General features: G+C 41.9%; 22 protein-coding genes. 2 read left to right on the plus strand and 20 right to left on the minus strand.

The window, feature by feature from the left end:
* Nucleotides 1-2 precede the first annotated feature (2 nt).
* The 17 genes from NV379_RS00290 to NV379_RS00370 all read right to left on the minus strand — a co-directional run bounded on the left by NV379_RS00290 (nt 3) and on the right by NV379_RS00370 (nt 16,887).
* Nucleotides 3-1,115, minus strand: coding sequence for a glycosyltransferase family 4 protein (locus NV379_RS00290; protein ID WP_258205263.1), 1,113 nt, complete (start codon nt 1,113-1,115; stop codon nt 3-5).
* The gene (locus NV379_RS00295) at nt 1,084-2,325 is read right to left on the minus strand and encodes an O-antigen ligase family protein (RefSeq protein WP_258205264.1); all 1,242 of its coding nucleotides are present in this window, start codon (nt 2,323-2,325) and stop codon (nt 1,084-1,086) included. The genes NV379_RS00290 and NV379_RS00295 overlap by 32 nt, the downstream gene beginning before the upstream one ends.
* Nucleotide 2,326: 1 nt before the next feature.
* Complete coding sequence (locus tag NV379_RS00300) at nt 2,327-3,637, minus strand: glycosyltransferase (RefSeq protein ID WP_258205265.1); 1,311 nt, start codon at nt 3,635-3,637, stop codon at nt 2,327-2,329.
* Nucleotides 3,638-3,661: 24 nt separating this feature from the next.
* The gene (locus NV379_RS00305; RefSeq protein ID WP_258205266.1) at nt 3,662-5,053 is read right to left on the minus strand and encodes a polysaccharide deacetylase family protein; all 1,392 of its coding nucleotides are present in this window, start codon (nt 5,051-5,053) and stop codon (nt 3,662-3,664) included.
* A gap of 1 nt (nt 5,054) precedes the next feature.
* Complete coding sequence (locus tag NV379_RS00310) at nt 5,055-6,056, minus strand: GNAT family N-acetyltransferase (RefSeq protein ID WP_258205267.1); 1,002 nt, start codon at nt 6,054-6,056, stop codon at nt 5,055-5,057.
* A complete protein-coding gene (locus tag NV379_RS00315) occupies nt 6,053-6,376 on the minus strand; it encodes a hypothetical protein (RefSeq protein ID WP_258205268.1) in 324 nt (107 codons plus the stop codon). The genes NV379_RS00310 and NV379_RS00315 overlap by 4 nt, the downstream gene beginning before the upstream one ends.
* A gap of 256 nt (nt 6,377-6,632) precedes the next feature.
* Nucleotides 6,633-7,772, minus strand: a complete 1,140-nt coding sequence (locus NV379_RS00320) for a glycosyltransferase (RefSeq protein ID WP_258205269.1) — start codon at nt 7,770-7,772, stop codon at nt 6,633-6,635.
* 28 nt (nt 7,773-7,800) lie between these two features.
* Nucleotides 7,801-8,886: a DegT/DnrJ/EryC1/StrS family aminotransferase gene (locus NV379_RS00325; protein ID WP_258205270.1), complete on the minus strand. Its 1,086-nt coding sequence runs from the start codon at nt 8,884-8,886 to the stop codon at nt 7,801-7,803.
* On the minus strand, nt 8,870-9,484 hold the full coding sequence (locus NV379_RS00330) for an acyltransferase (protein ID WP_258205271.1): 615 nt from the start codon (nt 9,482-9,484) through the stop codon (nt 8,870-8,872). Before NV379_RS00330 ends, NV379_RS00325 begins: the two co-directional genes overlap by 17 nt.
* Nucleotides 9,456-10,433, minus strand: coding sequence for a Gfo/Idh/MocA family protein (locus NV379_RS00335; RefSeq protein WP_258205272.1), 978 nt, complete (start codon nt 10,431-10,433; stop codon nt 9,456-9,458). Before NV379_RS00335 ends, NV379_RS00330 begins: the two co-directional genes overlap by 29 nt.
* Nucleotides 10,430-11,740 (minus strand): nucleotide sugar dehydrogenase, encoded by a 1,311-nt coding sequence (locus NV379_RS00340; protein WP_258206183.1) that lies wholly within the window; start codon nt 11,738-11,740, stop codon nt 10,430-10,432. Before NV379_RS00340 ends, NV379_RS00335 begins: the two co-directional genes overlap by 4 nt.
* Nucleotides 11,741-11,776: 36 nt before the next feature.
* Nucleotides 11,777-12,403 (minus strand): PIG-L deacetylase family protein, encoded by a 627-nt coding sequence (locus NV379_RS00345; RefSeq protein WP_258205273.1) that lies wholly within the window; start codon nt 12,401-12,403, stop codon nt 11,777-11,779.
* On the minus strand, nt 12,396-13,109 hold the full coding sequence (locus tag NV379_RS00350) for a WbqC family protein (RefSeq protein WP_258205274.1): 714 nt from the start codon (nt 13,107-13,109) through the stop codon (nt 12,396-12,398). Before NV379_RS00350 ends, NV379_RS00345 begins: the two co-directional genes overlap by 8 nt.
* A gap of 39 nt (nt 13,110-13,148) precedes the next feature.
* Nucleotides 13,149-14,456 carry an oligosaccharide flippase family protein gene (locus NV379_RS00355; protein WP_258205275.1) on the minus strand — a complete coding sequence of 436 codons (1,308 nt, stop codon included), beginning with the start codon at nt 14,454-14,456 and terminating at the stop codon, nt 13,149-13,151.
* A 271-nt stretch (nt 14,457-14,727) separates the two neighbouring features.
* Complete coding sequence (locus NV379_RS00360) at nt 14,728-15,414, minus strand: CpsD/CapB family tyrosine-protein kinase (protein WP_258205276.1); 687 nt, start codon at nt 15,412-15,414, stop codon at nt 14,728-14,730.
* The gene (locus NV379_RS00365) at nt 15,401-16,156 is read right to left on the minus strand and encodes a YveK family protein (protein WP_258205277.1); all 756 of its coding nucleotides are present in this window, start codon (nt 16,154-16,156) and stop codon (nt 15,401-15,403) included. Before NV379_RS00365 ends, NV379_RS00360 begins: the two co-directional genes overlap by 14 nt.
* A 14-nt stretch (nt 16,157-16,170) precedes the next feature.
* Nucleotides 16,171-16,887 (minus strand): tyrosine-protein phosphatase, encoded by a 717-nt coding sequence (locus NV379_RS00370; RefSeq protein ID WP_258205278.1) that lies wholly within the window; start codon nt 16,885-16,887, stop codon nt 16,171-16,173.
* Nucleotides 16,888-17,112: 225 nt separating this feature from the next.
* Between NV379_RS00370 and NV379_RS00375 the strand changes: the two genes are divergently transcribed.
* On the plus strand, nt 17,113-17,481 hold the full coding sequence (locus NV379_RS00375) for a helix-turn-helix domain-containing protein (protein WP_258205279.1): 369 nt from the start codon (nt 17,113-17,115) through the stop codon (nt 17,479-17,481).
* 62 nt (nt 17,482-17,543) lie between these two features.
* Here the strand turns inward: NV379_RS00375 and NV379_RS00380 are convergent, their stop codons facing one another.
* Nucleotides 17,544-17,777, minus strand: a complete 234-nt coding sequence (locus tag NV379_RS00380; RefSeq protein ID WP_258205280.1) for a hypothetical protein — start codon at nt 17,775-17,777, stop codon at nt 17,544-17,546.
* Nucleotides 17,778-17,979: 202 nt separating this feature from the next.
* Here NV379_RS00380 and NV379_RS00385 point away from each other — a divergent pair, with 202 nt between their 5' ends.
* Nucleotides 17,980-18,213 carry a hypothetical protein gene (locus NV379_RS00385; protein WP_258206184.1) on the plus strand — a complete coding sequence of 78 codons (234 nt, stop codon included), beginning with the start codon at nt 17,980-17,982 and terminating at the stop codon, nt 18,211-18,213.
* A 74-nt stretch (nt 18,214-18,287) separates the two neighbouring features.
* Here the strand turns inward: NV379_RS00385 and NV379_RS00390 are convergent, their stop codons facing one another.
* Nucleotides 18,288-19,484: an MDR family MFS transporter gene (locus NV379_RS00390; protein WP_258206185.1), complete on the minus strand. Its 1,197-nt coding sequence runs from the start codon at nt 19,482-19,484 to the stop codon at nt 18,288-18,290.
* A 97-nt stretch (nt 19,485-19,581) separates the two neighbouring features.
* The gene (locus NV379_RS00395; protein WP_258205281.1) at nt 19,582-20,514 is read right to left on the minus strand and encodes a tyrosine-type recombinase/integrase; all 933 of its coding nucleotides are present in this window, start codon (nt 20,512-20,514) and stop codon (nt 19,582-19,584) included.
* Between the last annotated feature and the right edge of the window lie 5 nt (nt 20,515-20,519).

Consider the following 20,519-nt stretch of genomic DNA (forward strand, 5'->3'; position numbering starts at 1 on the left):
CCCTACCCCCTCATACCTGATTTTGATGTGATCGCTTCATATAAAGATAGTATTTTGTCGTTCATATGTTTAGACGTGAATTGATTCTCGAATTTGAGACGACCCTCCGCTCCGAAGCGAATACGTAATTCTGGAGATTCAATGAGTTCACGAATACGCTCTGCTAATACATTTACATTTCCTCGTGGGATTAAGAATCCATTACTTTGATCCTCTACCGTCTCACATACACCACCGACATCAGATGCAACAACAGGGAGGCCTGCACGCATCGCTTCTAATATACTAATCGGCAGCCCTTCCCAATTCGAGATAAGAAGGAAGATTTGAGCTTGTGTCAACATGCGAGGTACATCCTTGCATTCTCCAAGAAAACGAACTTGATGATCGAGCTTCAATTCTTGAGCAAGTTTCACCATTTCCGTCTTAAGAGGACCCTCTCCAACTAAATCAAGTTTCCAATTCAAGTCTTTGACCAGCGAAAGTGCTTCGAGTAACGTTCTGTGATCTTTCTGCTGCTCAAATCGTGCCACCATAATCATATGGGGTGGATTCTGCTTGGGATTAGCTAGCAAATTCGGGATATCGGGTATACCATTATGAATCGCAACTAGTTGTTTAGCCGAAGATACCTTATGTTTAAGTGCTAATGTGCGATCATGCTCCGATACAGTCACTATGCGTGTTGCCAAATAGGCAGCCAGTTTCTCCGCAATGACATAGATCCGTCTTTGTTTGGACGGAACCCCTTCCGCAAATGACCAACCATGCGCCGTAAATACGGTCGGTATGCCAAGTGTTTTACCTACCATACGACCGATCCAGCCTGCTTTGGAGGAATGTGTAGCGATTAAGTCAGGCTGAATTTGCTTCAATACGCGGCGAATTTCAATAAAAGCTCGCCCATCTGCAGCAGGTCGAATCGAGCGAACTAAATGAGAAATCGATCGGTAGGCAATACCGTGTTCCTGCAGTAGTTCGCAGAAAGGTCCTTCTCCCCCGACGATTACGGTGACCTCATGCCCCATTTTCATTAATGACTTCGATAAGTCGAACACATGCATCTGTGCACCGCCAATATTATCAGAGCGTGTGATGATTTGTACGATTTTCATAGAACCCCTCTTTACGTGGGAAATGTGGTTTAATAGCATCATGTGGCATCCATGGGAAAGCAAACAGCAACCAGAAATGCCTCCAATGCAGCGTATCGATAAAGAAACTATTGAACATTAGTCCTAATAAACAAGCAAAGAACACAATAAAGTAAGTGTTATACGGACTCCCCCGTAAACATGCGACAGAAAACGAACGATAAATCGTAAAAACCATAAATAGCGCAAATACAGTAAACCCAACAACACCATATTCAGTAAGAACACGGACATACAAGCTATGGGTGGCATAGGAATACACCAGTTCGGACTGTCCAGGACCAATTCCAAGCGGTTTCTCGAGAACCTCTTCCAATGCTTTTGCCTGAGTGCCAAATCGATCATCATCATATTTCTTCATGGCAAAGCGATCGACAAACATCGTATTAATACTGGGACTTGAGATGACGTACACAAGAACAGGAATTAACGTCAACATGACTGCAAACAGCATGAGAAGACGCTTTTTCAGACTTGCCTTATAGGGAAACAACAAGTAAGCACCACACGCGATAAAACAATTTCCCCATGCTGCCCTTGAGTAGCTGAACAACACGCCGATGATGAGAAAAATAAAGACGCCTATCCATAGGAGGACAGTGCGTCTTGGTTTTGTTACCATATAATGTAAGGCAATCACTACACCAGGAACTAGAAAGGGACCAAATACATTCGGATCCTTGAACAGCCCCATAATTCGATCATATTTCAGCATGATTCCGAAATCAGGAATGATATGAAGATACGCTAATAGCCCGATTGTAGTTGCGAACAATGCCGCGGCCATATAGCCTGAGAATATAATCTTTAAAATCGATTCTTTGAATTGATTCAATAGACCAATGAAGAATAACCAAGAGATAATCAAGTATAAAGTGACCATGAAGTACTTCATCGATTGCATCAGACCCTCTCTAACAAAGAGAAGCGGGATCATATTGCAAACGAGGAAAATACCAATGAACAACATAGGCACACTCATATAGCTCGAGAACTTCATGTAAGAATGATAGATCGCAATGGCACAAGCAAGTAACATGAATGCTTCATAAGGCGCTGGTTCAATAAAGACAACCGCACAAAGTGGCAACAACAGCCAGACTAACCTTGCATACCAGGCTGGATAGGCGGTTGATTTCATCTGAATTGGACTTAATTCAATAGGATTCAACTTAGACCACCTCATGACCATGTAACTCTATAATGGCTTCCTGCGCATAGACAACACTGCGCAAGAACACGTCTAACCGCTTCGCATGCGCTTCCCTGGATAAATGTAGGACACCTTCAAGAGGTTTACTTGTAATGGTAGAAATTAACTTCTGTTCAATCCATCCCAATAGCACTTCTGCTACCTCCATGGCATCTTGCAAGGATTCACCCACATCCTGCTCCCGAACTAAATCAGCAGCAACATTTTCTTGTGAACCTATTGCTAAGATAGGTCTTCTTGCCCCGATATATTCGAACAATTTACCACTATATATCCCCTTCTCATTCCTATCGTTCCATAGCAAAAGGAGAAGAATGTCTGCCTGACATTGAATTTGAACAGATTGCTGATACGTCACAGGATCATGAATTTGAATTAGATGTTCAACCCCATGCTTCATCGCTAAAACTTTTACCGATTCCAAATATCGTCCATAGAATTCAACTCGAACATGACGACTCTGATCACCTAACATGTTTAATGCTTGAAATAAGGGAGATGGATCTTCCTTGCCCTCATATACCATTCCCGTATAGACAATACGTAGGACATCTTGCTGATCGGATACATACTGAGCCTTGTAATCATCAACATCATATCCGTTCATGATCACTTGTGTAGGTTTCGAATCATACTTCGACCGAAGTGTTTCGGCTAAAGGCTCTGAGACTGTTACATAACCTGCAGCTGATGAGAGTGTCGTGCGTTCCAGCCAAGTTTCCATCGTACGACGGATCTGTCCATAATGATAATATTGATAATCCACCCATAAATCTCGAAACTCTGCAACCCATGGTATCCCAAACTTCATGGACAATGCTTTGGCAACAAGTAATGAGGAGTGTGGCATTGCGCTTGCATAAATAACATCTGGTTTCCACGCTTTGATACGTTTGGAACCTTCACGAATAGCAAATGGCACCCAGCCAATTTGCCCGTCCGGAAAATTAAATAACGTCTTATAAGCTTGACCCAGCATTTTGAACGATTTACGAAGTATGCCTTTAGGGGGAATGTAGCCTTGTCTAGCAATGCTGTCCCTTCCCCCTAACAAAGTTTGAACAGGCTTATTCACATCTATCCACTTTGTATACGTCACACGATCCTCAGGAATCTCCAAGAGCAACGTTCGCTGTAAGGGTTGATTATTCGCAGAGATTACATGTACATCGTGCCCCATCTTCGTCAAGTACTTCGCCATTTTACCGGTTCGAACAGCACCAATCGTATTATAGGGTGGAAAAAAATAAGAAATCAATAAAATGCGCAATCCCAATGCCCTCCTCAATTGCCCTTAGATCGCTTCAACGATGCTTTGATATAAATTTCGATATTCGGGTTCGACCAATTGGTCATTATGCCAAAGCAGGGTAAAATCACCCTGATATCTTTTACAACGATGAGCAAGTTCCAGCATCTTCGCATATGCCACTTCCGTTGACACATCCATATAATTCTCATGAATCAGAGACTGTTCCATGACTATAAGTGGACGTTCTTGCAGCTTCAACTGGCGTCTTATACGTAAATCAAATACTGGATACTCATAGCATACGCCACTCCTGAAACCAACATGCTCAGCAAAGCTAAGTGTACTATCATAATGCAAGCCAGAAGACTCCCATGCCTGCCATGTACATGCTGCATCAAACCGAAGAAAATGCTGTCTTCCTCCCCACTGTTCTTGCTCAATTCCTTCTTCTTGGCACACTTGCTGTAAGATGGAGAACTCGTGTTGTATGATTTCTGGACGATCAAATGAAAGATAACTCGGATGCAAGCCAATTTCATGATTTCGTGTATGGATATCTCGTAGCAACATACGAATCCAAGGCTCCTGCATCGAATAATCCCCATCAATCGAACCTGCACTACGGTTTGTTATGAAATAGAATGCGCTTTGTAGACCCTTTCGTTCACTTAAGTTCATGATAAAATCGAACGTGTTCGCTTCATCCCAATCGTAGTTATTGAAGTGTCCACCGACGTAAGCACGCATACGTTTCGCCGCTGTGGCAACGGATTTCCTTTTTACGACATCCCCTACCGAATGCCGCACAACTTGCTTGAATGTTCGACCAGCAGCAAATAGAGGAACATCTACATCATGGCTCAAATGGATACGATAAGATCGCTGTCTCCGAGTCATTTGCGGATACAGTTGTTGTAAACACTGATAGAGCAGTTCCACATATTCATTTACAATCGGACGATTCAGGAAATTTTCTTGATATGCAAGGGATGCTGTAACAGGAAATCTTGCTCTAGCATCACGATCAGGCAGAACTAGTTCTTCATAACGCGTTAACATATAGAAGATACTGCCGAATAGATCAATTCCAAGCGTTATCGATTTTTCAGTAAATGAAGAGTAGCTGCCATTTGGTAATTTTCTACCATAAATGACAGGCAAATCATCATGTGTGTCATCTGCCACTCGATCAAGAGGTTTAACGGGTAGTGTTGGGATCGTAAGCCAATCCCGCTCCTTGGTTTGCATGAGCACATCGTGAATCACGAGTTGTTTGGTAGTGGTGGTCAAACCGTCCTCTGTTGCAACGATGCGAATGGTATTCCCTTGTTCAATAAACGCTTTATATGGAAGTCCAAGAAAGACATCGAAGATCACATGTAAGATATAGGTACGTTCGGCTTCATAACCAGGAGGATGATAGATGTATAACAACTTATTTCTCCCTGCCCTTCTGTCTTGCGTAACGAAACCAATCCCGACTCCACTTCGTTAAAGTCTGAATACTAAAATTATCTACTGTGTAATAAGGTGCTATTGGGGTTCCCCAACTCATCTTGGTCTGTGCAACGCTAGGAATATTAGCACCACACATATCGAGCCCTTTTGCTCCCATCGCTTTTAAATCGTCAATGGCATAGCTTGTTAAGGCGAATTGTGTCCCATACTTAAGATGTTCTCTCTTATTCCCACATGCCCATCCATATCCGAACCCATCTGGTGTATACAGAATAATCTCTGCACTCGCAGGTTCACCATTTGGCGCATACGCCACATAAGCTAAGAAGTGCTTATCACCTAATAAGGAATAGGCTAATTTCAAATCTTCTAATGTGATTTGATGTTTAAAGTTCTGATGGGCTTCCGTCTCTTCTAAACACGCAAACACATGTTCCATGTTGGTCGAACGTTCCATAATATAACCATTTTTGTGGGCTTTCTTGATTTTTTGTCGCACCGTCGCATCCGCTTGCTGTATGTGGTAAGGGAATTCAATGATATACGTATACCGGACACTCGTACGTAATCCCGCCCATTGCCATGGACGAATATCTTGTATATGTGGGGGTAGGAAAATGGTGTTAGAGAATTGATGCTGCGAAAACTCTTGAAGCAGTGGCTTACACAAACTTAACCATTGTGAATTCAACCGAAACACATTCGAAGTTGAAGTCCCTTTAAACTGAATAGGTAAGTAGGGATTCATCGGTGGGCGGACAATGCGACCTTCTTTGTTCAAAAACAGCATCGCATGCATACTTGGCTGATCGGTGTCATATCCAACAAGGTTAATACGCTTACTCGTAACGCCCCACTTCACTTCATTAAAAGTTGCCCAACCATCACTGAAGAACACATCGTTTTTATAAAGATCATCGACTATAGTAGTATTTATGCTAGGATTAGGAACCATTTGGATAAGCTGTTCTGAATTCAAATGCTCTCTCCCCATTTCGCATTAATAGGTATCCAAGTATTTAACAAGACAAGATAACGGCTTTGTACACAGCCAATTCGCTCAAAACCTGACGATACAATTCCCCTATGCGACGCATTATTCCCAAGATCTGTATCCACATAAATATCTGGATGCAGCTGAGTCTGTAGGATCAATTGATACAATTCATACAATGTCCGTCTATAGCAACCTTGTCCACGATAATCGTGATTGGTATGACAATAGAATATCCAATACCCTGTACTAGGTAGAAGTTGCTTCGGTAAATGAGGAGGTCGATTTAACATTAAGTTTGTCATCCAACCGTACCCTACCCACTTGTTATCATCACTTAATAACACACCTTGATATCCCTTTTTGAGAAAAGATCTAAACACCTTTTTCCTAGCAAAATCCTTAGAAAAGTATTGTTGTATAATATCCTCGCTCAAAATGTCCATTTGATAATCGTATGAATGAGCTAACCTAGGGTCGGGAACTAATTGATTCGCTTGGTATACTTGTAGCAGTTCGCTTCGTATTTGCAGCACAAGTTGTTCTCCTTTGAAAATAGGTTTACATACTAGAATCACGAATAAGAAATTGATCATAAATATGTTCGAGTTTTTTCTTCTGAATCGATAAATTAAACTCTGCGGACACCCGCTTCATCCCCTGCTCACTAAACTGCTGCCATAGCGATTCACTCTGTATGAGAAGAAGAATATGCTTTGCAAGCCCACTCCAATCTCTCTCCGGCAGTAGATAACCTGTCTTCCCATGTTCCACTGCTTCAGGTATACCACCCGTTGCAAAACTAACGACTGGAACCCCCATCGCATTCGCCTCGATAAACACTTGACCAAACCCTTCGGACTTACCCGATTCTATCGTAATACTCGGTACACATAAGACTTTGGCTTGATTTAGCCATGCTCTTACCGACTCTTGACTTTGCGTTCCAATAAACTGATAATTCGTAAGCGAATATTCGGCTTGGACCTCAAGTGCTTCACGAAGATCACCTTCACCGATCACAATAAGCTCGGTTTCAGGACTTGATTGTTGTACTTGCTCCATTGCTCGAATCAAATACTCCCCACCCTTGTTCTCAACCAGTCTCCCGACAAAAAGAACAAGTTGTTTCCTAGGTATAGTAGGATCTGGCTTAAAAAAATCCAAGTCAATCCCTAAGTAATGCGTAACAATTTTGTGCTCAGGATAGCCTTGAGCGATCATCTTACTCTTAATAAAATCCGATACAGCCAGAAATAGCGCTGCTCGCTCTTGCAAAATCTTTCTTTTACGCACATAAAGTCGATGCGTGTAATATTCATTGTCAGCTTCATCTTTCGCGGTCGCGTCATGACCATGAAAAGTCACGATTAATGGAATATTAAGCGATCGTTGTATCGGTAAAGATAACACTCCACCGAATCCATAATGTGCATGAATAAAGGCAGGCTTATATGGTTTAAGTGCACGAATTAGCCCAAATGCTAAACCTGTTGTTTTAAAAACAGCCTCTCTAAGCCAGCCAAACCACGTCCCTTTATTGAGCACCTTAATCCGCTTCTCATCTAAAGGGAGATCTTCTCTGATCCTTCTTGAACCCACATATATAGGTAAGAACTGCCCCATATCCTCTGCAATGATGTGGAAGTAAGTGTCGGTTGCGTACAGCAAAATATCTTTGAACATAATAAAGTTCATCATCACACTTAGCTCCCCCTAAGATACACAGCTAATTCATAGCATGACGTAATGATTCCACAATCTTCTCCTGTATCTCGCGCTCCATCTGGGGCCATATAGGTAAAGATAGGACTTCGTTTGCAGCTTCACGAGTATGTGGCAGCTTATATCCTAAATGCGCATAGACAGGTAATTGATGGACTGGAGTTGGATAGTAGATCATCGTACTGATTCCATGATCTTGTAGCACGTGTGCAACATGATCTCTCTTGCCCTCTGCAATTCGAATCGTATATTGATGATAAACATGATCAGCATATGGGGCATGATAAGGTGTTGTAATGCCACTTGCTTCATGAAGAAGCTCATTATATACAGAAGCAACACTCTTACGCAGCTCATTCCACCGCTTAAGATGTGGCAGTTTAACGCGCAGAATTGCCGCTTGTAATTCATCTAATCTCGAATTGTAACCAATAAGCTCGTTATAATACTTTTTCCTTGAACCGTGTGCACGTAGCATCCGAGAAACATCTGCAATCCCATCATCATTTGTCGTGAGCAGTCCGCCATCCCCATATGCCCCTAAATTTTTAGTTGGGAAAAAGGAGAAACAACCTACATCACCAATCGAACCAAGCATTTTCCCTTTATAACTGCCGCCAAAAGCTTGCGCGACATCCTCAATGATCTTTAGTCCATACTTTATACACAGTTCCGTAATCGGCTGCATGTCAACCGCTTGCCCGAACAGATGTACAGGGATGATTGCCTTTGTTCGAGAAGTGATTACTTTCTCAATTTGGAGCGGGTCGATGTTAAGCGTCAACGGATCAATATCAACAAAAACAGGATGAGCTCTTACCTGACTTATCGCTTCAGCCGTTGCAAAAAAGGTGAACGAAGTTGTAATGACCTCATCACCAGGACCCACGCCTGCGGCAGTTAAGGCAATCACAAGAGCATCGGTACCCGAATTACAACCGATTGCATGTTTAACACCTAAGAACTTTGCTGCTTCCTCTTCAAAAGCTTGCACATTCGGCCCCATGATAAAGTGACCTGACCGAAGAACTGCTTGTATCGAACTATTCAACTCTTCCCAGAGTTCATTAATTTCATATTGTAAGTCCAAGATCGGAATCGATTTCAATAGGGTTCACTCCATTCTGTGCCATTTGTTCATATTCCCGCTGACAAACCTGACAATGTAAAACAACCTTCGATATATCAAGCACTTCCCCGCATTCACATGCAAAGCCTATAATCACAGCAGGCACACCAGCAACGATAGCATGTTTGGGCACATCCTTCGTCACAACAGCGCCCGCTGCAACAAGTGCATGTTCATGAATCGTCACGCCGCATACAATCGTCGAATTCGCACCTAAACTTGCCCCGTTCTTCACACGTGTTACCTTATAATCTTCTGCCGTATTTCGTGGGAACGCTGATCGTGGCGTTTTGACATTCGTGAATACTACACTCGGTCCACAGAACACATCATCCTCCAGTACAACACCTTCATATACCGAAACGTTATTCTGGATTTTGACATTAGATCCGATATGAACACCACGAGCAACAAACACATTCTGCCCCAACGAACAACGCTCACCGATTGTAGAACCATTCATCACATGAGAAAAGTGCCATACTTTCGTACCCGCACCAATAGAAGCACCCTCATCTATATATGCAGATTCATGTACCCAATATTCGCTTGTATTCATCAAGATCACCTTTACCTAATAAGTTAGTTGCCTGCTCCATAACACGTACGACCGCAACACCTTGACCTGCATCAGATCTAGGCAGGATTCGATTTTCGATGCAGGATAAGAAATGCTCGCATTCTAGACGCAAAGGTTCTGATTCGCCTTGAAAGACGAGCTCAGAACCTTCATTAATTTCTTGTAAATTGATATCGATATAAGTACGATGATGCGTCACGGTCTGTGTAAGTTCGTTATACACCATAGCTCCTTGGCTCCCAACAGCTACAAGCTGCCGCTCTTGAATTGGCCACATCCATGAGGTGTGTATGTGTGCTTGAACTTGATCCTTAAACTGCATATGCAGGTAGAAGTCATCTTCAATATGAGTTTGGAGCACACGTTGACCACTAATACTCACATCTGGCTTCGCTTGCCCTGTTAAGTACATACATACGGCTATATCATGGACACCTAGGCTCCAGAGTACATTCTCTACTGTTCGCACTCTTCCAAGCTTCAAGCGTTTGAGGTGTAGACTATGCAATTTCCCAATGTCTCCCCGATCAATTGATTCCTTGATGAAGTGAATAGCTGGTTGATAGACAAGCATATGACCGACCATGAGGACGCAACCTGCATGCTCAGCAAGCTGTTGCAAATGTTCTGCTTCACTCGCCGATAACGTGATCGGTTTCTCTACAAATACATCTTTCCCTGCCATAATCGCAAGTTTAACGAGTTCATAGTGCGTAGGAGCTGGCGTCGCAATAACGATTGCCGAGATCGAACTGTCTAAGATATCCAAGTAATCACTATATATAGGAATGTTAGGATATTGTTCGCACATTTGATTAGCCAAGGATGGAATCGTCTCGCAGATTGCGGCCAACCGATTAAGTACATAGAACGTTCGAACCAAATTTTTACCCCAATGACCTGCTCCGACTACGGCTACTTTCGTCATAATAACGTAACATTCTCCTTCTGACCTGATAGAGTACGAACCGCATTACGTGTGTCAAACACCTGTTTCGCGCTTTGTACAACCCACTCATAATCAATCACTTGATGATCGGTTAGGATGAGGATAACATCTGCGCTTTCTACTACTTCCTGTGTCAAAGAGACGGAAGTCATCTGTAAACCATGCTCATCAAATGAAGGTACATAAGGATCGTGATACTGAACCTTGACGGTTTCCTTTAGTAATCGAATAACCTCGAGCGCTGGAGATTCTCGATAATCGGGTAAGTCCTTTTTATAGGAAACACCAAGCACAAGCACTTCGACTTGTGAGATCGGCTTATCGATTTTTTTCAAAATGCGCAGTGTCTTCTCCATTACGAATTCTGGCATTTTACGATTGATCTCACCTGCCAAGGCGATAAAGTGCGTATTGAAATTAAACTCCTTCGCTTTCCATTCCAAGTAATGGGGGTCAATCGGAATACAATGACCGCCAACGCCTGGTCCCGGATAGAATGGCATAATTCCGAACGGCTTCGTAAATGCTGCATCCAGCACTTCCCATACATTCAGCCCCATACGATCACAGAGCAAGGCAAGTTCATTCACAAGTGCGATATTCACAGCGCGAAACGTATTCTCGAACACTTTGACAAGCTCTGCTGCATTGCTGCTCGATACCGTAATCACATTATTCACTGTCTGTTTGTAGAAGGTTTCACCCACCTCAAGCGAGTGCGGACCGATTCCACCAACTACCTTATTCGTATTTTTCGTGGAGTAACGGGTATTACCTGGATCCACACGCTCAGGTGAGTGAACCAAGAATATTTCCAGTTCAACCTTAAGTCCAGATGCTTCTAATAGGGGTAAAATAACTTCTTCTGTCGTTCCCGGATAGGTCGTCGACTCCAAGCTAATTAATTGTCCGGGTCTAATTCTCTTGGCAATTTCTTGCGATACAGAGGTAACATATTGAAGATCTGGAGCCAAGTTTTTCGTAAGCGGTGTCGGTACACAGATTACAATTGCATCCATATCATGTAGCGATTGAAAATCAGATGTCGCATGAATAAGTCCTTGCTCTACTAATCCCGACAGTTCTTCACTTTGAACATCTTCAATATAACTAATGCCTTGATTAATCTGATTCACACGAAATGAGTTATAATCCAGTCCAATGACATGAAAACCGACTTTGGCTTTCTCAACTGCAAATGGCAATCCAACATATCCAAGCCCGATTACACCTACAACTGCTGTACGATTGCGAATTTTGTCCAGGATTCGATCTTTAAATGCAATGACTGAGGTTTGAGACAACCGATTCACCTTCTCCTCTTATAAGAATGTACGCACAATCTCAAAAGCCTCTGCATACGTTTTTCCACATTGCACCCCTCGCATATTCGCCCATCCTTTAAGGAAAGACTCCGTCATGTAAGGACGATGACTTTGCGATTCGTAACAACTTAATGCCTCTATTTTTCGCTGTAAAAATCGATCTTCGATCTCACTAAATCCTTGTGCAGCGAACTCCACATTATTCCACGGTAGTTCATAACTGAATATCGAAGCCGATTTGAAAGCTCGAAGCCCTTCATTCGCAATGACGTGATGATCTTGATGTCGATCTCGAAGCGATGGCAGATAGACAATATCAGGCTGAATACGTCGATTCATCTTGACTAAGTCCTCTAATATTTCCTGACGGCATGAGCTAAACTCCCGAACGGGGTATGTTAATACCTCCACATGATCCGCTTGCATGCCCAGAACACGAGTAGCTTTCTTGACTTCTTGACGAAGAATGTCGGATGGAAATCCCGCAGGGACCGAAATTTCAGCACCTGTGAATGCAAGGTAATAAACCTCATGCCCCATCTCGATTGCCTTCGCTATCGTCCCGCCACAACCGAGCTCCCCATCATCGGTGTGTGGAGATAATACTACGATTTTTTTATCCATACAGAGCCTCCGACCTTATATCCAATTTACGAGCTGCACGAATGATCTCAATCGATTGCGGCCCATGATTAAAAATCATATCAATAATCGATAAATGACTGATAAACGCCCCCCATTGTTGGGCGTACACCGGATGATTAAATTGTTGATAGACGAGCTTGATCGAACGTTCTCTAAACTCTAATTCGTTGTTATATGATCTCGCGCCATTGCCTGATAAATAAATCATCGCACCGAGATGACTGCAGATGTTGACGATTCTGGTGCTACCTAAACCCGATTCCGCTTTAAGTTCAGATTCATAGACAATGGCTGTTTCGATGTGCAATATATCTCGAATCAATAGAATCAAGCTCATATTCAGATCCGATAACGAAGTCCAAGTCGATTCATAGATTTGCTGAAAAAAAGGAGCATACATCTCCCAATGTTTGCTCCTACTATAGTTATAAGTGATGCTTTTCCAGTGCTTAGCTAGCCAATCCTCATCATTACGAATTTGCAATTCATGAATGGGCATTCCCTTATTCTTAAGCGGAACTGATAATAATAAGCTCCCGCTCGGACTCTTAATCGAATTACGATGTGTCACACTCATCTTTGAGTGTTGCACCATATCGAGAATAACGAATTGATCGACCTGATCCATTTTGTCAAAAAAGCCGATCCACGGGATATAATTCGGTTGGTGTACAGCAACGATCAAAAGGCGCAACCCCCTATTAGATGATTCTTACTTTTGTGTTTATGATGATACCGATTCATATAAAGCAGCTGTCGGTTTGCGTCTCTCTTGCTTTCTAAGATTAATTACCGCACCCCATAAGCCAATAGCTAAGAGAAAATTAGCGGCTATATTCATAAAGACAGCCCCATGCCACGAGAACTTTGGAATTAAGATCAAGTTCATAACGATGCTAATAAACCCAACTGTAAATTGAATAAAGCTCCGACGCCCTTGATACCCTGAACCCGTCAACATGTCTGCTGCAAAATAATTAATAGCCTTAAATAATGGAATAACGGCAAGCCATTGTATTGCGAAAATTGAACTCTGGTAACTGCTGCCGAGTATATAGGTCATGACTGGTGCGATGAAGTACAAGAAGACTCCTGTCACTGCCCCTAGTGCACAACCAATCAAAATGATTTTCCGTGCGAAAGACCATACCCCTTCAATCCCCGCTTCCCCGTACTTAAACATTCTGGACATCGATGCTGCGAGCAAAGATCGTATGGGAGTAAACGAGACATCAATAATCCGATAGGCTGATGTATAGATCCCCGCAGCTTCAACACTAGATAGACGCGGCATCATCGATTTATCTGCATCATTAAAGATCGATTGCGCTAGTTGGCTTAAACACAAATATAAGCCATCCTTCGCTTCCTTATAATATCGAGACAAGTTAAGATCAGGTAATCCTAATTTGAATGTCACCATGATGAAGCCAATCGCCGCGCTAACGATCGTTCCGATTAAATACAGAATTCCCCAATCTTCAGGTAAAGGTTGCGCATCAAAGAAAAGTAAGAACAGCGCAAATATCATACGTAGCACGCTCATAACTACTTGCAACTGTGAAGTCCAGAACATTTTTTCAAAAGACTGAAATGCAAGTGTGCTAAGGTCGAGCAAAGGCAAGAACAATAAATCCGAAAATGCGATAACAAGTACTAATGATAGGGAAATCGTTGTTGGAAATACAAGATGTGCAATCCCAAGTGATAGTCCAATCATAATAAGGCCAGAGGCAATTGTCACAGCTAATGCATTTCCCCAAAAAACAGGGAAACTAGTCTGATCTCTTGCAACATGCTTAATCATGAGTAGTCCAGTGCCTAAACCCGTAAACTGCGATAATATTGCCATCAATGAAACAACACCAACAAACGCTCCAAATCCTTGCGGACCTAATACGCGAGCAATAATGATAAAATAAACGGCTTGAATTAATATTCTTGATCCCTGCCCAAGCAGCATCCACCACGTATTCATGAATAGCTTATTGGAGAGCAATTTCCTTCTCAACTGAAGTAATCGTGTAGTCAAAACCGCATCACCTTGTTCCCTAATCGAATTCAATTACACCATTAATCATCTCTTGATTGGAGATCATAGCTTCTGGCAGACAATCAACAAATGATTAATAAAGATAAAGGGGCATCTAACCCCACCTCACGTCACACCCCTGACAAGCATGTCTAAGGCAGGTTTAATGCCCACAGCATAACCGAGTGCCTACATTGATAAAGGTGAGGTAGACATTACCTTAGAAGAATTCCTACACTCACACGGCTAGTATGAGCATCTCCTTGCTGGTTTATAGGTTTTTGTTATCACGATAATAATTGTAGTAATCGTTATTATTCTTGAGCTTATGATTGTTTAAGACAACGCCAAGCAATTTCACATTCACATTCTCAAGCTGTGTTTTCACCTTCCAAGCATCATCACGCTTGGTCTTCCCAGATCGGACGATCATCATGACACCATCCGATTGTCTTGCAATGATTTTCGAGTCTGCAACAAGTAACGGTGGTGAATCCAGCAGGATCAAGTCGTAACGTGCCTTTAGCTGCTCCATGACATCTTTCATTCCTTGTGAGCCTAATAACTCCGAAGGATTAATAGGAACTGGGCCTGCTGTAATCAGATCTAGGTTATTAATATGGGTTGAATGGATGGCATTGCTTAATTCTTGATATTTACGAAGCACAGAAGATAAGCCAAAGTCATTATTTTTGTGAAAAATATGGTGTAGTGTCGATCTTCTTAAGTCCCCATCGATTAGAATGACTTTTCGATTCTCATTAGCGAATGTTATGGCTAAGTTAACGAGTGTCGTCGTCTTCCCTTCACCAGGATGAGCAGATACAACAGATAAGACTTCAAGCTCTTGTTCTTGAATAAGGAATTGTAGATTCGTCCGCAGCATGCGGTACGTTTCTGACACGGGTGATAGGGGGTTTAAATCGGTAATGAGTGCTTGTCGATTAGTTCGTCGCATACTTGTCCCCCACTTTGCTATTCTCAGCTAACGCGTGTTTATCTGCATGAGGTTTATAATCCTGTCGGTGAATCTTACTAATAATGGCGAGTGTAGGAAGTTCAAGAGCTATTTCAATATCGCGCTCACTCTTTATCGTGTCATCTAGATGTTCAAGCAAGAACATAAGACCAATGCCGAGAATGAACGATACGATGAATGCAATAACGACATTAAATAATGGAGAAGCCCCTACTCGATCTGGCGTTGCCTTAGCATCAGCTTCATTTAAGATCGTAATATTCTGAACTTCGATTAATTCGGGGATCTTCTTATAGAACTGTTTGGTCACTGCATTGACAATTTGGACGGCGCGTTCATAAGAACGATCTTTAACACTGAATGTCATCACTTGAGAACCGCTTGAATCACTCACGCTAACTTTATCAATTAAGTCTTTAACACCTAGATTGAACTCAGGATGAGCCGACACGATATCCTTCATCATCCACTCGGTTTTCATCAGATCTTTATACGTCCCCATGATTTTCATGTTCGTTTCGACATCACCTGCATTTAGTTCAGACTGACCATTTATTTGACGTGTCTTATTCACAATGATTTTTGTAGAAGCTTCATAAGTTGGTTTGGAATACAAGTAAAAATAAGCACCCACAAGTGAAGTAATTGTGAAAACAATTAAGGCGATCAGCCAGAATCTTTTCTTAAACATGCGCAGTATTGTTTTCAATTCAATATCCATCATGAACCCTCCAACTATAGCGTAATAGGCGTTTCGATTAGCGTATCGGCCCTCCTTTGGAAGTCTGCCATCCGCTCTTGTCCAAACATTTCCGCTAATTTATAGTAGCCTTCTCGCATGTAGAAACCCTTCAATATGGTGTTATGTGCATCCGATGCAATATAATGCGCGAATTGATAACTTATAAGTGTCATTGCTGTTTTTTGAATTTTTCTACCGCTTAATCCTAGGAGTGCGCTTGCTGTAAGCTGAGTTCGTATGCCGCGTTCTACCCACTCTTTAACAATATGCGGGTTGTCGATAATGTTCGTATAACGTTCTGGATGGGCAACAATGACTTGCAGATTCTTCGTTTTCATATAAGAAACAAATTCATAGAAGTTTGATGGGATTGTCTGGATAGGAAGCTCAATAAGTAAAGATTTGGAATCACCTAGAGGAAGTAAATGACCACGGTCATATTCATCGAAGATTTGATTATTGAAGTGAATCTCTTGTCCAGCATGGACTTGAAGCGAGATCCCCTTCTCTTGCAGCATTTGATTAAATATATGAACTTCCCTTGTAATCTTTTCACTCGGATTCACATATCCATGTATACCATGGTGAGGTGTGGCTATTATGGAATGTATTCCGTTATTTACGGCAACCACAGCCATTCGCATAGCCTCATTCCAATCTCTTGGCCCGTCGTCTAGGTTCGGTAGAATGTGACAATGTATATCGTTCATTACTGCACCTTCATCCTTTATATTGCTTATTTGACTACTAATCTTAATTTATGATACATTTTGTATCATGTCAAGAGTTTTATCAGTAAATTGCGACATTTTGTATCTACATAAACGTAGCTGCGACACATTTTATCAAAAACAAGAACGAACGATTAACCTTATATGTAATTAAGAACTAGTCTGGTATAATAGAAACATTCTCATAGGAAAGGAACTACAACAATGAAATATGGTGACAGAATATCGCAATTAAGAGAGAAGCATGGTTTAACGCAAGGCGACTTGGCGAATAAAATCGGTATCTCCCGCGCTTCCCTCTCACATTATGAGACTAATCGAAGAGAACCTGACTATGAAACGACGAATAAGATTGCTACATATTTTAATGTTTCTGTAGATTATTTGCTTGGTAGAACGAACAATCCCCACACTGAACTTGATCCGAATATGAATCAGTTTGTTGATCAATTAGAGTTATCCGATGAATCCATCCTAGAAAAATTCGCCTTAACGATTGATGGCAAAGAATTAACCCCAGAAGAAGCCAAGCGGTTTATTGCATTCATCCGCGCTGAACGTTCCTTTCAATAATTCAATTGAGCTATATACAAAAAGGTAGTCCAGTGACTACCTTTAATTTAATTTGTATTCACTTAACTCGCCATTTCACCCTCACCATTTAACAACCGTAACAATTCGCCGGAACTACTCTTTCGATCGATCCCTAGTTGACTGAGGATGTTTCTGACATCCATTACAATCCGGTTATCTGGGGTTAACTCTTCGCCTACTAGAGGCATCATCTTCTCATTGATCATGACTTTAGGTAACCTCACTTCTATTAAAAAGTAGTTCCAACGGTTCGTCTGATAACGATTATAGCGCATTGTCCATGGGTAAAGTGTCACTATTTCGTTGTCAAAAGAAGAACATTCCTTCTACTTTTGTCGAAACCATTGGTTGAATTAACAAGCTTAAGCATATTTTGTAGAAAGTCATTTCGACTTCCTTATTCACATGTTAAAATATATATGCCAGCATCTTCCAAGCTAGAAGTACAGCTATTTTGACATGAAAGTAGAGTTAACTATCTCGAACATCGATAAGAACAATCGGTTTGATGAAGAAGTGTTTGCGTATCGCGTGAACAAGGACGGTAAAGTGTTTATTTCGTGGTATGGCAAACAAGTGACGATTCTCTCAGGAAAAGAAAGAGATAAATTCCTTGCAAGCATCGAAGGTGTGGATTTTCTAGAATCACAATTGATTATGGCAAAAGTTACAGGTAACTTTAAACGCGGTAACGAACGTAACAACAAGTAACCAAACCCATATATATGTAGGCAAAAGGAAAAGGCAGTCCACTAGGACTGCCTTTCTTCTGCCTTTCTTCTCGATTATGACGCATATTCAGGATCTGTCTGTAGTTCCTTCGGTAATCCTCGATCATATACACTCGTAATAACCATTCCAACACCAATTAACGCAACAATGACGATGAATAACAAATTAATATCGGATAAGTCCACGATTAGTCCTCCAATAAGAGGTCCAACCATTTTCCCTACGGTACCTGCACTGTTCACGACACCTTGGAAAAATCCAACTTTATCCGGCGGCGCCAGACGGTTCGCAACTGTTGGAATCGCTGGCCACACCAGCATTTCACCAAGCGTTATGACGATCATCGAGATCAAGAACATGTTAAACCCTTTTGCACCAATGAGCAGCAAGAACGATAAACAGAAGATGAACATGCCCGCCACCATCTGACGATTAATGGACTTAAATATTTTGGGCAAAATAATCGTAATAAGCGGCTGCAAGCAGACGATACATAATCCGTTGATCGTCCACAGTAAGCTGTACATCTTCAGATCAATACCTAAACGCTCCATGTGAACTGAAATTGTAGCTTGCCACTGCGTATAACCGAACCAACAGAAGATATATGCGATACACAAGAACAATAGTGCGCGCATGGATGGCGAAACTTTTCTCCACCCTCTCTCTTCACTCTTCGCTTTCGACGGTTTACGTTCAGAATCATTTGCCATACCGCGGAATGTGGCGATTACAAACACGGTAAATACCACATACACAACAGCATTTCCGATAAAAATATAATCAAATGAGTACGATGCGATGTAGCCGCCGAGTGCAGCGCCAACCGCCATTCCTGCATTTTGTGCAACATAAATGGCCGAGAACGTCTTCGTTCCACCTTCTGGCCACACTTTACCAGCAAGTGCATAGATGGCCGGGAACACCATCCCCGATCCAAAACCAGTAATAAGTAAGGCAGGTACATACGCATACCAACCATGATCAATAGCAAGTATGATTGCGCCGACAACGGATATGCTAATACCTATCACAATTGTGCGATAGCTTCCCATCTTATCGAATAAGTAACCCCCGAGCATACTGCCAATAACGGAAGCAAGTGAGTTAAAAGTTAATACTAAACCCGCGATCCATAGGGGTTTACCCAAATGACCATTAATAAAAATCGTATTCAGCGGCCATATAAAAGAAATTGCAGTGACGTTAATAAACATTCCAATAAACAATATCCATACTTTACGTGGGATGGTCATTCCCTCCTCTAAGCTGTCCAAGTCCAACCTTTCTATTTTCGTATAGTTTACGTACAGATGTCAATGATCAAACTTGTAAAATATACACTTATTACCCACTCGTCAGCTGAAGATCCGGTAGTTGAATCGCCTGCATCGCTTCCTCACGCTGACTATCGCTGACATGGGTATAAATCATTGTCGTCTCAATCGATTCGTGACCCATTAATTCCTTCACAATTCGAATGTCCGTTCCTTGCCGTAGCATCATTGTCGCGAAGGAATGGCGTAGTTTATGACAGGATAATTTCAGGTCTTGCAGCCCTTCTTGACCTTCCTGTTCCTGCAACTTGGTAAACGTCTGTTGGGCAATCGTCTGAATTTGACGAATCGAGAGCCGGTATCCTTTTTGCGAAATGAAGAATGACGTTTCGATGCTACGATTCGGATCACGACGCTCGCCGAGGACTTGTCCAAGAATTTGGGCAAGCGCACCTGGAAGCGGAACCGCTCGCCACTTCCTCCCCTTCCCCATTACATGCAGACTTCCCCTCTCTTGATGAAAATCCGCAATATTCAGTCTATGTACCTCTCCCACCCGCAATCCAGCGTATGCCATTAGCAGAAAGATCGCAATATTGCGTGAACTATACCTTCCCTCAATTTGCTTCAAGAACACAGATAGATCATTCTCTTCTAAAAATACAGGTAACTGATTCCTCTCTGTTTTCGATAACTTCACATCCATAGCAGGATTTACCTCTACCATCTCCATATCTTTTAGTGATTTAAAAAAAGAACGAATTGCAAACAGTTTGCGATTTCGCGTTTGGTCACTTACCCCTTTTCTACGAGCTCTCGTTAAGTAAGTCATAATATCGAGTTTGTTCATCTTCTCTACTTGCTTATCACTTGCTTGTTTCAAAAAATCTTGCACGGTATGTATGTAAGCTTTCTGTGTCGCACTCGTATAACCCGCATCATCCATCCATACTTGGAATACTTTCAAATACGACTCATAATCTATCCAAATATCGGTATTCATAGGTA

The organism is Paenibacillus radicibacter (genome assembly GCF_024721995.1).
In the GTDB taxonomy this organism is placed as follows: domain Bacteria; phylum Bacillota; class Bacilli; order Paenibacillales; family NBRC-103111; genus Paenibacillus_AM; species Paenibacillus_AM radicibacter.